The following is a 13311-nucleotide window of genomic DNA, read 5'->3' as shown; positions in this document are numbered from 1 at the left end:
TTACCCAAAACTCAAAAGCGCCTCCCCGCGGCCTTCCAGCCACAGGGAAGCGCCCTCGTTTTAGTTATTACTCAAGCGGCACTCCGGATGCTTTCAGTTTTTCTTCCATCTCTGCCTGGGACATTACGTTCTTCAGACCGATTACATGGACACCCTTTGCTTCTGCTTCCTTGAACATAGAGATGAAGTTCAGCGGGCAGAATACTACATCAAACTGAGTTGCGGAGCTCTTTCCTTCAGAAAGAGAGCAGTGATGCAGCTTTCCAACCTTGATACCCAGAGACTTTACAACCTTCTCTGTAGTCATCTTCATCATCAGACTTGTTCCGGCGCCGTTTGCGCAGCAAACCAAAATGTTCAGCATTGTTGTTTCCTCCTATCGGATTAACTTGTATATTTGACGAATCTTTATTCAGCCTTCTTAGCCTTCAGCTCTTTGTATGCTTCCCAGTCCTCAGTCATCAGGAAGTAGCCTTCCTTGTCAGCTCTGTACTGCAGCTGCGGGATAGCCAGCAGGGCAACGATTACGATTGCCAGACCTGCGTAGCTTAAGTACTTCATCAGAACTGTGAATACCGGCCATACAACTGCCCAGTCCCACATACCAAGGTATCCGCCGTATGCTGCCATACCTACCCAGCCTGCGATTAATGCAGAACCGAATACCTGGCACAGACCGGAGATAAACGGCAGGATAAGTGCTGCCTTCAGACCGCCCTTGTTATTAGCATACACCGCGATGGTCGCATTGTCAAAGAAAACAGGTACGAATCCGGCAATTACCAGTACCGGGCTCTTCAGAAGAATCAGAGCGCCGATGGCAAGGAACTGTCCAAGAGCACCAGCCAGGAATCCAAGCGGTACTGCGTTCGGAGAACCGAAACCGTAAGATACTGCACAGTCTACTGCCGGTACGGAACCCGGGAGCCACTTATTGGCAATACCCTGGAAGGAATTGGTCAGCTCTGTTACGAAGGTACGAACACCCAGCTGCAGGATTGCCAGATATACTGCGAAGTTCAGGCAGACAGTCAGGATATAGAACAGGAAGCTCTGTCCTTCCTTCATGAATCCGGCCTCAGTCAGATAATCTCTGCCAAGAATCAGAAGGATTGCTCCAAAGAATACAGTCATCAGGATTGCGGTACATACCATGTTCTCATTGAAGATGGACATAAAGCCCGGAAGCTCGATATCCTCCAGCTTCTTGGAAGCCTCTTTGCCCTTCTTTACATCGCGCTCATGCATCTTGCCTGCGATCCAGGAGAACAGTGCCACTCCCATGATCTGCTGATGTCCAAGACAGAAGCCTGCGCCGTCTGTCAGCTCCTGGGTCGGCTTGATGGTCAGGTTGGAGCCTACTGCCCAGTACAGACCAAGTACGATTGCCATTACCACCAGAAGCGCTGTGTTATTGGTAGCCAGTCCCGGCAGTGCAAACAGGATCAGCCAGTAAGCTGTGGAAGCCTGCTGTACCTGTACGTGACCTGTGGTAAACAGGGAACGAAGCTTTGTCACCTTACTGAAACGAACCAGTAAAATATTGATGATAAACGCAATCAGAAGAAGCAGCATAACCTGTGAAAAGGGCTTTCCAAATACTTCCTCCACACCTGCGGTTACCGCGTTCTGTCCGAAATACGGGTCGATAACCATAGCGTCCAGATTGAAACGATCCTTCAGACCTACCAGCACCGGACGGAAGTTACTTACCAGTCCGCCGGAACCTGCTGCCAGGATCATGTAACCTACGACTGCCTTGATGGTTCCGCCAAGTACATCATACCAGGGTTTCTTCAACAGTACATAGCCAATCAGTACAATCAGGCCGATCATCCAGGCCGGCTGCTGCAGAATGTTCGTAGCAAAATACGACCATGCTCTCATTAAAATATCCATAACTCTTTTCCTCCTACATTTTCCCCTTTATGATAACTGCAGCCCGACCTCACGGGCCGCAGTCAGGTTCTTACTTGTCCAGATACTTCTCCTGAAGCTTCAGCAGATCCTCGGGCCCCTCAGCCTTCAGAAGCTCTGCTACCAGCTCCTCGTTCATCAGCATCTCGGACAGACGCATCATATTATTCAGATGCTGATCCGGGTTGCAGGATGCCAGTGTGAAGAACAGCTGAGCGTCCTTTTCCGGGTCGTTTGGGTCAAAGCTGACCGGCTTCTCCAGCTTCATGAAGCCGATGGCCGTCTTATTGACTCCGACTGCGCCCTCCTGGGAATGCGGCATCGCGATGTTCGGCATGATTACGATATACGGACCGTACTTGCGAACGCACTCTACGATGTCATGGGCATAATTGGATTCTACCGTTCCGTCTGCCTCCAGAGACTTGCAGCTCATGATGATAGCGTCTTCCCAGTCCTTTGCTTCCTTGGCAAACAGATAATGCTTCTTTTCTACAAACTCTCTTAACATAATCCTCTTCTCCCTTATTCCAAAGCTTACAGACAGGAACGGAACGGAATGTTCTGGGGATGCTCGAAGCAGTCCTCAAAGCCTCTTCTGTGATGATAGTAAATCTTATCCTTGTCCTGGGGATAGGTGTACTTTCCGCCTACCTGCCAGAAGAACGGATGGAACTTATACTCGTTTCTGTCCTTCTTGAAATCATACAGAACCTTGATCTCGTCGCAGTCAGCCTGGAAGTTGGTCCATACGTCCCAGTGAATCGGAACAACAACCTTACACCGCAGGTTCTCTGCCATACGAAGGATATCGATGGATGTCATCTTATCCTGCATACCGATGGGGTTCTCACCGAAGGAACCAAATGCAACATCGATATCATAATCCTTACCATGCTTTGCAAAGTAAATGGAGAAGTGAGAGTCACCGGAGTGATAGATATTTCCGCCCGGAGTCTTAACCAGGTAGTTTACTGCCTTATCATCCATATCGGTGGGGCAAACGCCTGTCAGCTCTTCTCTGTTCTCGCTGGTATCATCTGTGGTAACGATACAGGTACGGTCAAAGCTGTCCAGAGCAACAATCTCCAGGTCCTTGATCTTGATGGTGTCGCCCGGCTTCACAGTAATGCAGCGGTCTTCCGGAACGCCCCATTTTACCCAGGTCTCTACAGATTTCTTCGGTCCGATGAAGGGTACCGGAATCTCTTTTCCGTTCTCATCGGTCGTAGTCATTCCGCTCTGGATAACATGTGCTGCCCACTCTGCAGACATATGATCCTGATGGTAATGGGTTGCCAGAACTGCGTCCACATGCTTGAAAGCAAACGGGTCAATGACGAAGGGTACGTTTCTCAGGTTCGGCTGCATCAGACGTCCGCCGCACATATTTGCCATCTGATGGCCTGGCTTCATCTTGTTGTCGCCATGGGTTCTCTTACCGTTTCCGCACCACAGGTCGATGGTGATATTGGTGTCAGCCGGTGTCTTAAACCATACGCCGGTACATCCCAGCCACCACATAGCCACGTTTCCGGGAGCTACAACCTCGTTCTCGATATCTTCTACGAGCCAGGTTCCCCACTCCGGGAAGGTGCTTTTGATCCAGCTGTCTCTTGTCATTTCACTAATCTTGGACATTTCTCAAATCTCCCTTTCTTTGCTTAACTTTATGTTTTTTGATTCCTTATTTCCTATGGGTTTATCTTACATGACGGTGAAATTTCTTTCAAGTATTTTTATGAACATTTTGCATATTTTATGCTCATTTTATGTCTGTTTTGATACTTTTGTCGTATTAAACAATTTTTATATGTCTATTGTACAGTTATGTAAACATAGATTTGGCACTTTGTATAGAATATTGATAATTTATGAATTTTTTGAACGTTTTAGTTTTATGTATTTCCTCCTGTTTATCTATTTTTACCTATTTTCGAAAGCTTTCACACATTTTTACGACAAATTTGAACGCAAAAAACCCGGTCGTAAAAATCCGACCGGGTTTCGCTTTGCAATTTATTTCACTTTTCTGTCAGGATCTCCATCGCCTTCTGCAGCTGATTGTCCTTCTCCTCCGGTATCACCACTTCATTGGCTACAGCCGGATCCAGTTCCACCTCCACGTCTGGCGCAATGCCGATTCCGTGGATGTTGTTGCCGTTTGGCGTGTAGTACTTGGAGACGGTCAGCTTCACGGCGGTGCCGTCGCTTAAGGGGTAGATCTTCTGGACAATACCTTTGCCGAAGGTCTGAGTACCCACCAGGGTACCGATGCCATAATCTTTGATGGCTCCGGCAAAGATCTCCGAAGCGCTGGCGCTGTTGCCGTTTACCAGGAGAACCAGCGGTTTGTCGAAATAGTTTTCCACATCAGATTTCATCTCATCCCGGTTGCCGTATTTATCCTCCGTGTATACAATCAGGCCCTCCGGAAGCAGACGATCCAGCATGCTGCAGGCACTGGATACCAGGCCGCCGCCATTATTACGGAGATCGATGATGAGAGCGGTCTCACCCTGATTTTCCAGGTCATCCAGGGCGGCCAGAAACTGATTTACCGTCACGTCGTCGAAGCTGGTCACGGAGATATAACCAATATTGCCATCCAGCAGCTTATGAGCTACGGTAGATATCTCGATCATTCTGCGCTCCACATCGAAGGTCAGATAATCGCTCTCCCCTTCCCGGGCCACAGAGATCGGTATGGTCGTGCCCTCGGCTCCTTTTACTTTGGAGACCACCTTGGTCAGATCCTCACCGGTTACCTCCTCATCATCCACCCTGTAGATCACGTCGCCCGGAAGCAGCCCCGCTTCCTCCGCAGGCGATCCCTCGAAGACACGGGTAATGGTAATGATACCGGTGGTCATGTTCTGGCTCATTTCCACGCCAATGCCATAATAGCTGCCATTAGTGGAGTCCATCAGACTCTGGTACTCTTCCTTCGTATAATAAGCGGCATAGGGGTCGTCAAGCCCCACGATCATGCCTTTATACAGATAGTTCTCTACCTGATCCGTGTCGATGTCATTCAGATAATAATTCTGAACCAGTGTCTCAATCTCGGTGATTTTATCCTCTACCTGACTGCTGGTCAGATTCAGTTCGCCACTTTCTGCTTTCTTTTCATCAGATGCTTTGGTAAGCGCATTGCTTCCGGCAAAGATACCGCCCGCCAACAGCACGGTGACGAGTATGCCCACGGCAAAGCCTTTGATAAACTGCTTTTTATTTTCCATAATTCCAGTATACGTCCTTATCTTTTGTCCCATGCATGCCAAAACGTCTCACGAGACGGTGCCTGCAAACAGTCATGATCATCCGCCCACGTATGCCGTTGGGTTTACATAACTTCCGTTCTTAATTACGCCGAAATGCAGGTGGTTGCCGGTGGAATAACCGGTGGAACCCACTGCCGCGATTGCCTGGCCTGCGCTGACGGTCTGGCCTGCGCTCACATACAGCGCAGAACAATGCATATATACGGTAGACAGACTGTTTCCATGGGAAATGACGATGTAATTGCCGGCGGAACTACTATAGGCCGCCGTGGTCACACGCCCGGAGGCTGCCGCTACGATCGAAGCTCCGTAGGATGCTCCGATATCAATGCCCTTGTGGTTGGTCGACGCGCCTGCTGTAGGCTGGGCACGATTGCCAAATCCACTGGTAATTCTCCGACTGCTGGGACAGGGCCATACGAAGCCGGAGGCTCCTCCATCACCGTCACTGGCCTGAGCGTTGGCTGCTGCCGCCGCCGCGATCTGCTGCTCAATCTGATCCAGAAGCTTCTGCTGCTTTGCCAAATCGGCTTTATACTCTTCTGCATTGCTGTTCTCGCTGTCGATCTGATCCTGATAGCTCTGAATCTGGGCTGTCTTGGTCTTGATCAGAGCGTCTACGGTCTTCTTCTGCTCGGAAGCCGCGCCCGCCATGGCGTCCAGCTCTTCCTTTTCAGATTCCAGCTCCTTTTTCTTCTCTTCCACCGCCTGTTTCTGGGCAATGTACTCCTCCAGCATATTCCGGTCGTAGGCCGTCATCTGCTCCGCATAGCTGGACTTATTCAGAAAATCCGCCATACTTTCGGAGGTAAGAAGCAGCTCCAGATAAGAAGGATTTCCATTTTCGTAAAGATACTGAATCCGTTTCTTCATATCCTCATACTGCCGGGCAGCTGTAGCTTCCGCTTCGTCAAGCTCTGCCTCAGCGGTCGAAATCTCTTCTTTTTTCACTTCAATATCCTTATTCAGCTTATCGATCTGCTTCGCCAGATCATTTGCCTCCTGATCAAGCTTGGAAATATAGGTTTCCAGATTACTCTTGCTATTTTCCAGATCAGAAATCTTTTTTTTCGTATTGCTGATGTCAGATTTGATATCCTTGATTTTATCCAACGTATCCTGCTTCTTATCTTCCAGATCGCCGGTATCGATCTGGTTCGCCGTAGCGGACACCCGCAGGTTCTCATTTGTGAAAATACAGCCAGCTGTAAGCGCAACCACAAGCAGCGCGCTTACCATACGCGTTCTTTTCATTCTATTTTTTATCCTTTTCTATGAGGCATTGTAACGGTTCAGTACCTGACCAGTTACGGAGCACTTACACCTTCAGATGCTTCCGAATCGTAAAGAAGCTACCGAAGAAACCAATGCCTACACCAAGCGCCAAGCCTACCGGAAGCAGAATCCGGAACATATCATTTACCGGAAGGAACTGCAGAAGTCCCGTCAGGGCATTAAATTTGTCTCCCACAAAACCCACCAGCTGTGTATACAGATAATACAGCAGCGTCAGCGGGAAGGCCGCGCCCAGAATACCGATGACAATACCCTCTACCACAAAGGGCGCCTTGACAAAACCGTTGGTGGCGCCGATCAGCTTCATGATCGCGATTTCTTCCTTGCGGACCGCGATACCGATAGTGACCGTGTTGCTGATCAGGAAGACCGATACACACAAAAGCAATATAATCACCGCGATGGAAATATATCCAATCAGCATATTGAAGTTTGTCAGAATATCCGCCACCTGCGCGGACTGGTTAATCTTGCGGACGCCTTCTACACTGCCCAGCCAGTCTACCAGGCTCTGCTGATCCTCCACATCATTTAAGTAAATCTCATAGTGAGCCTGGTTGGCCAGCGGATTATCGTCCGCAAAGCCCTCCGCCAGCTGAGGATTGTCCTTAAAGTAAATCGCCTTATACTGTTCCCAGGATTCCTCCGCGGATACAAAGACCGCCTCAGATACCTCATCCCGGGCCTGAATCTTCTCACCGATGGCCTGAATCTCCTCATCGGACAGACCTTCATCAAAGAACACAGTTACAGCCACGGATTTCTCCGCCTCCCTCACCATGTACTGGAAGTTCTCTACTACGCAGAAAAAGATTCCGAACAGGAAAATGCAGGCGGACATGGTCGCGATGGACGCAAGAGAGAACATTTTGTTACGCCAGATATTTTTCATGCCCTGCTTCAGGCAGTAGCCGATAGAACTAATTCGCATTCTGCTTGTACCCAGCGTTGCGCTCGTCACTGATAATGACGCCTTTGTTCATAACAATTACCCGCTTCTTCATCTGATCTACAATCTCCTGGTTGTGGGTCACCACCAGAACGGTGGTACCGCGCTCATTGATAGTCTCCAGAAGCTTCATGATTTCCCTGGAATTCTTCGGGTCCAGATTGCCGGTGGGCTCGTCGGCCAGAAGAATATTTGGCCGGTTCACCAGGGCTCTCGCCAGAGCCACACGCTGCTGCTCGCCGCCGGAAAGCTGCTTCGGGAATGACTTATACTTCTCCGCCAGTCCCACCAGGGACAGCATCTTCGGCACATTCTTGCGGATATCCTTGCTTGGGGTCGCGATAACCCGCTGAGCGAACGCGATATTTTCATAGACATTCCGGTCCTTCAGAAGACGGAAATCCTGGAACACCACGCCCAGCTTTCTGCGGTACTTGGGGATGGCCTGCGCTTTCATCTTATTCAGATTAATTCCATTTACCTTAATGGTTCCGGAGCTGGGATCCAGCTCCTTCAGAAGCAGCTTAATCAGCGTAGACTTACCGGAACCGCTGTTTCCTACGATAAAAACAAATTCGCCCTTGTCAATATGCAGCGTCACGCCGTTTAAGGCCTGCACGCCCGTGGCATAGGACTTTGTCACATTTTGCATGTCAATCATTTTTTCACTCCTCAGCCGAAGCTTAATAATCCATAGATTCCATGTACTTCATATACTTTACAACCATCAACGCGATCTTGAAGGTAATCGCGTCCTCAAAAACCCGCAGGTCAAGGCCCGTACTCTTCTGCAGCTTGTCAAGCCTGTACACCAGTGTATTGCGGTGGATATACAGCTGTCTGGATGTCTCAGACACATTCAGGCTGTTCTCAAAAAACTTATTGATGGTGGTCAGAGTCTCCTCGTCAAAATCATCGGGAGACTTGCCATCAAAAATTTCCCGGATAAACATCTTGCACAGCGGAATCGGCAGCTGATAAATCAGACGGCCGATACCCAGCGTACTGTAGGCAATAATATCCTTATCATCAAAGAAAATCTTGCCCACGTCAAGAGCCATCCGCGCTTCCTTGTAGGAACGGGACACTTCTTTAATTTCATTTACAATGGTGCCGTAAGCGATATGAACGTGCTCGTCGCCCTCGCTGTTCAGCAGATCACAGATCACCCTGGCCGTACGGTTCAGCTCCGGATACCCCTCATTATCCGCCAGCTCCTTGACCACAATGATATTCTTCTCGTCCACAGCTGTGATAAAATCATGGGACTTGGTGCCAAACAGTGTCCGCACATTTTCCAGGGAAGCCGTATCCTTCTCCCGACCCGTCTCAATGATAAAGACCGCTCTGCGCACCTCAGTCTGGATATGCAGCTTCTTGGCGCGGTTGTAGATATCCACCAGAAGCAGATTGTCCAGAAGCAGGTTCTTGATAAAATTATCTTTATCGAAACGCTCCTTATATGCAACCAGTAAATTCTGGATCTGGAAGACCACCAGCTTGCCAATCATATACGCATCCTCACTTCCGCCGTTCAGCAGAAGAATATATTCCAACTGCGTATCGTCAAAAATCTTAAAAAACTGGAAGCCCTGAATCACCTGGCTATCCGCCGGAGAATCAATGAAAGCAAGCACAGACCCTGTATAAGCGTCCGCCTCCGGAAAAGTAGACGCAAGAACTTTACCCTCGGTATCAATCACACAAAGATCGATCCGGGTAATTCCTTTGAGACCGTCAATCGTATTCTGCAGTACCTGATTCGAAATCATAACTCTCTCCGCTCCTTTTTTGCATATAGTTTTTGTATTTGTGCATATCGCCAGTCCTTCTCCCATCGCATATCTGGCAAAATTTACAAAAAAACACCCCTGTTTTCTCTAAAACATTAAATACCTAATCTATATATTAATGCAAAACTACAAAATTGAAAAGAGGAAATGCAAAATTTTTATGCATTTCCGCAATTTACCTTCATAAAATCCCCCAGAAATCCCCTATGCATAGTTCACAAAGAAGTATCCGGCAGTTCCCCCTTGCTTTTTCTTACTTCCTATGATAGTTTGAATCGTGGAAAGATCATATTGAAAGGGAATTAAAAAAATGACTGTAACCAGAAAAATGAAATTGCGGGACATTCTGCTCATCACCATCGGAACTGCCCTGATGGCCTTCGCCGTAGCGTCCGTCTTCGACCCGGCAAGCCTCATCACCGGTGGCTTCTCCGGTCTGGCCATTATCATCCGCCAGCTCACCGAAAAACTGGTGCCCGGCGGCGTCCCGCTGTCCGTCACCAACCTGATCCTGAACGTGCCGTTCATGCTGCTGGCTGTGAAGCTCAAAGGCCTCCGCTACCTGCTGCGGACAGGCTTCGCCACCGTCATGCTGTCATTCTGGCTGTCCGTCCTTCCGGTCATCCCCATCGCCGAAGGCGACCTGCTGCTGTCAGCCCTCTACGGCGGCCTCATCATGGGCGCCGGCATCGGCCTTGTCTTCGTAGCCCAGGCCACCACCGGCGGCACTGATCTCATCGCCGCCCTGATTCAGCACTTCCTTCGGCACTATAGCACAGCATCCATCATGTGGATCCTGGACACCCTCATCGTCCTGTTCGGCGCGTACCTGTTCGGCGTCCAGATGGCCCTCTACGCCATCATTGCCATCTATCTGACTTCCCGCATCGCCGACGGCCTGATAGACGGTCTGAAATTCTCCAAAGCCGCCTTCATCATCACCGAAAGGCCGGATGAGCTGGCCCGGATCCTCATGGCCGACCTGGATCGCGGCGTCACCGGCATCTCAGCCACCGGCATGTACTCCGGCGACGCCAAGAACATGCTTTTTTGCGTAGTCGCAAAAAAGGAGATTGTCTACCTGAAAGAGCTGACAAAAGAATGCGACCCGAACGCCTTTGTTATCGTGACAGATGTTCGGGAAGTACTGGGCGAAGGTTTCATCGAGCGGTAGAACGCTAACCTGTATGCTATAACAAGGCAGGGGGTGTGTATTTATCTGTGCGCATCGTTTATCTGACACTGTATGTCCTCCGCGGACGCATGGTCCGCAGCGGAACATACAGCGTCCGCTAAAAAGCTGCACACATGATAATATACACACTCCCTGCCTTTCTACATCATACGTATATCCCGCTTCCCTCCTGCATATTCTGTAACAATCGACCCCGCAGGAGGCATTCCCTTGAGTTCCAAAACCAAAATCGTCGTACTCCGTATGAAAGAGCTGATCTACACCGGGATCTTTGTGGCCCTTGGAATCCTGCTGATTCTGCTACTGGTGTATATGTTCGCGCCGAAGGATCAAAAAAGCAGCACCTCTGCTGATGCTGCTTATATCCCGGGCGTCTACACCTCCTCCATCACCCTGGGAGGCAACGCCGTAGACGTAGCCGTCACCGTAAGCGAGACCCGCATCGAAGCCATCGCCTTCAACAACCTAGACGAAACCATCGAAACCATGTACCCTCTGATGCAGCCCGCCCTCGACAACCTGGCGGACCAGATTTGTGAAACCCAGTCCATGGACGGTCTGGACTACTCCGAAGAAACCCAGTACACCTCCCAGGTAATCCTCGGAGCCGTGGAGCGGGCGCTAGAGAAGGCGAAGTTCCCGTCCGAAGAATAATAATGAATTATGTAAATCATTTATTCTAAAAAAAGAGTGTGCATCTTTGCAAACTCTGCTTGCTTTTATGGAATAGGGAATTCTATCGGAATTTCCTATTCCATAAAAGGCTGCTGCAGACAGATCCTCTTAAATCTGTCCGCAGCAGCCTTTCCAATATTTCATTCCAATTTAAAACTCAAACACAGCCACTCCATACCCCGGCAGCGGATAGGCGATCGAATAGGGCTGACCGTCGCACTCGCCGACCTCGGCCTTGTAGACGGTCGGCTTCTCTACGCCGCTGCCTCCAAACTCTGCCGCGTCGCTGTCCAGAACCAGCTTGTACTGCTTCTTTTTCGGCACACCCACCCGGTAATCGGGGCGCTCCACCGGCGTGAAGTTGCAGACAAAGAGCAGATTCTTCTTCCGCGCCTTGTCGAAGCGCATGAAGGAGAAGATACTGCGGTAGCCGTCGTTGGCATTGATCCACTGGAAGCCATCGGGATGGGTATCCAGCTCGTAGAGAGCCGGATGCTTCTGGTAGAGATGCAGCAGCGCCTTCACAAAGGCCTGAAGCTCCCGGTGCTGGTCCTGCTCCAGCAGATACCAGTCAAGCTCCCTGGCCTCGCTCCACTCCTGAAGCTGGGCGAATTCCTGCCCCATGAACAGCAGCTTCTTGCCCGGGTGGCCCAGCATGAACGCGTAAGCCGCCTTCAGGTTTGCGAATTTTTCCTCGTACTCGCCCGGCATCTTATTGATCATAGAGCGCTTCAGATGCACCACCTCGTCATGGGACAGCACCAGAATATAATTCTCGCTGTAGGCATAGGTCATGGCAAAGGTCATCATATTATGCGCACCCTTCCGGAAATAAGGGTCCAGCTTCATATATTCCAGGAAATCGTTCATCCAACCCATATTCCATTTGAAGGAGAAGCCCAGGCCATCTTCCTCGGGGCTGCCCGTCACCATGGGCCATGCCGTAGACTCCTCGGCGATAGTCACCGCGCCCGGGTTGCGGCCCAGCAGCACGGAATTCAGATGCTTGAAGAACTCGATGGCCTCCAGGTTCTTATTGCCGCCGAACTTATTCGGAATCCACTGGCCGGACTCTCTGCCGTAATCCAGGTACAGCATGGAAGCCACCGCGTCCACGCGCAGTCCATCCACATGGAACTCCTCGACCCAGTACAGGGCATTGGCAATCAGGAAGTTCTTCACTTCGTTCATCTCGTAGTTAAATACCTTGGTGCCCCAGTCGGGATGCTCGCCCTTTCTGGGATCCGGATACTCATACAACGGCTGGCCGTCGAAGTCCGCCAGACCATGGGCGTCCTTGGGAAAATGGGCCGGAACCCAATCCAGGATGACGCCAATCTTCTTCTGATGCAGGTAATTGATCAGATACATGAAATCCTTCGGGCTGCCATGGCGGGAGGTGGGCGCATAATAACCGGTCACCTGATAGCCCCAGGAGCCGTCAAAGGGGTGCTCCGCAATACCCATCAGCTCCACATGGGTATAACCCATCTCATGGACATAATCCGCCAGCGCGTGTGCCAGCTCCCGATAGTTATAATACCCGTCCTCATCGGGACCATGGGGATGCTTCTTCCAGGAGCCCGGATGCACTTCATAGATGGCCATGGGTTCTTCCTTCGGATCCTTCTTTTTCCGCTTCTCCATCCAGTCCTTGTCCGACCAACGGAAATCCGAGATATCGGATACTTTGGACGCGGTTCCCGGACGCATCTCCGCCTCGGTTGCGTACGGATCCGCCTTGTAAAGCAGACTGTGATCCTGCGCCTCAATCAGATATTTATAGAGGCAGCCAAGCTGTACGCCCGGCACGAACACCTCCCAGATTCCTAATGGATCCAGCCGGCTCATGGGATGGCTTGTCTCATTCCAGCCGTTGAATTCGCCGATGACGTGTACTGCCACCGCATGGGGCGCCCAGACTGCGAAATGCACGCCCTTCTGTCCCTCATGCTCCGTCAGATGCGCGCCCAGCTTCCGGAAAATATCATAGTGATTGCCCTGTCCGAACAGATACTGGTCAAAATCGCTGATGAAGCAGGATACCTCCGGCTTCTGTGCCGTTGCTGTCCCGGTTTCTGTTGCCTTTACTGCAGCTATTTTCTTCGGTTTATTTCCCTGTGCGGCTCTCTTCGCCGCCTTTTCTGCCTCTCTTACCTTGGCGTCCGCCCGTGTTCTCTTACCCTTCATAATCTCACCCCT

The 13311-nt window shown here is 50.4% G+C and carries 12 protein-coding genes; 2 read left to right on the top strand and 10 right to left on the bottom strand.

Annotation, left to right across the window (positions count from 1 at the left end):
- Nucleotides 1–67: 67 nt before the first annotated feature.
- The 9 genes from WMO29_RS11115 to WMO29_RS11075 form a co-directional block, all read right to left on the bottom strand.
- Nucleotides 68–364 carry a PTS sugar transporter subunit IIB gene (locus WMO29_RS11115; protein ID WP_349164823.1) on the bottom strand — a complete coding sequence of 99 codons (297 nt, stop codon included), beginning with the start codon at nucleotides 362–364 and terminating at the stop codon, nucleotides 68–70.
- Nucleotides 365–408: 44 nt separating this feature from the next.
- Nucleotides 409–1899 carry a PTS ascorbate transporter subunit IIC gene (gene ulaA, locus WMO29_RS11110; RefSeq protein ID WP_349164822.1) on the bottom strand — a complete coding sequence of 497 codons (1491 nt, stop codon included), beginning with the start codon at nucleotides 1897–1899 and terminating at the stop codon, nucleotides 409–411.
- Nucleotides 1900–1969: 70 nt separating this feature from the next.
- Entirely contained in the window at nucleotides 1970–2428 is a 459-nt protein-coding gene (locus WMO29_RS11105) for a PTS sugar transporter subunit IIA (RefSeq protein WP_158363505.1), read from the bottom strand.
- Nucleotides 2429–2454: 26 nt separating this feature from the next.
- Nucleotides 2455–3558, bottom strand: coding sequence for an L-ascorbate 6-phosphate lactonase (gene ulaG, locus WMO29_RS11100; protein WP_349164821.1), 1104 nt, complete (start codon nucleotides 3556–3558; stop codon nucleotides 2455–2457).
- Nucleotides 3559–3941: 383 nt separating this feature from the next.
- On the bottom strand, nucleotides 3942–5159 hold the full coding sequence (locus tag WMO29_RS11095; RefSeq protein WP_178038330.1) for a S41 family peptidase: 1218 nt from the start codon (nucleotides 5157–5159) through the stop codon (nucleotides 3942–3944).
- A 78-nt stretch (nucleotides 5160–5237) separates the two neighbouring features.
- Nucleotides 5238–6455 carry a murein hydrolase activator EnvC family protein gene (locus WMO29_RS11090; RefSeq protein WP_349164820.1) on the bottom strand — a complete coding sequence of 406 codons (1218 nt, stop codon included), beginning with the start codon at nucleotides 6453–6455 and terminating at the stop codon, nucleotides 5238–5240.
- A 64-nt stretch (nucleotides 6456–6519) separates the two neighbouring features.
- Nucleotides 6520–7428, bottom strand: coding sequence for a permease-like cell division protein FtsX (gene ftsX / locus WMO29_RS11085; protein WP_178038332.1), 909 nt, complete (start codon nucleotides 7426–7428; stop codon nucleotides 6520–6522).
- The gene (ftsE, locus tag WMO29_RS11080; protein WP_178038333.1) at nucleotides 7418–8107 is read right to left on the bottom strand and encodes a cell division ATP-binding protein FtsE; all 690 of its coding nucleotides are present in this window, start codon (nucleotides 8105–8107) and stop codon (nucleotides 7418–7420) included. The genes ftsX and ftsE overlap by 11 nt, the downstream gene beginning before the upstream one ends.
- Before the next feature lie 22 nt (nucleotides 8108–8129).
- The gene (locus WMO29_RS11075) at nucleotides 8130–9218 is read right to left on the bottom strand and encodes a helix-turn-helix domain-containing protein (RefSeq protein ID WP_178038334.1); all 1089 of its coding nucleotides are present in this window, start codon (nucleotides 9216–9218) and stop codon (nucleotides 8130–8132) included.
- Between the two features lie 331 nt (nucleotides 9219–9549).
- On the opposite strand from WMO29_RS11075, the gene WMO29_RS11070 reads away from it, so the two are divergent.
- Both WMO29_RS11070 and WMO29_RS11065 read left to right on the top strand, forming a co-directional pair.
- Entirely contained in the window at nucleotides 9550–10413 is an 864-nt protein-coding gene (locus tag WMO29_RS11070; protein ID WP_349164819.1) for a YitT family protein, read from the top strand.
- Between the two features lie 231 nt (nucleotides 10414–10644).
- Nucleotides 10645–11088 (top strand): FMN-binding protein, encoded by a 444-nt coding sequence (locus WMO29_RS11065; protein ID WP_349164818.1) that lies wholly within the window; start codon nucleotides 10645–10647, stop codon nucleotides 11086–11088.
- A gap of 171 nt (nucleotides 11089–11259) precedes the next feature.
- On the opposite strand, the gene glgB is transcribed toward WMO29_RS11065, so the two are convergent.
- Nucleotides 11260–13299: a 1,4-alpha-glucan branching protein GlgB gene (glgB, locus tag WMO29_RS11060; RefSeq protein WP_349164817.1), complete on the bottom strand. Its 2040-nt coding sequence runs from the start codon at nucleotides 13297–13299 to the stop codon at nucleotides 11260–11262.
- Between the last annotated feature and the right edge of the window lie 12 nt (nucleotides 13300–13311).

Source organism: Laedolimicola intestinihominis (genome assembly GCF_040096155.1).
GTDB classification, from domain to species: domain Bacteria; phylum Bacillota; class Clostridia; order Lachnospirales; family Lachnospiraceae; genus Laedolimicola; species Laedolimicola intestinihominis.
This window is presented reverse-complemented; position numbering and strand designations above follow the sequence as displayed.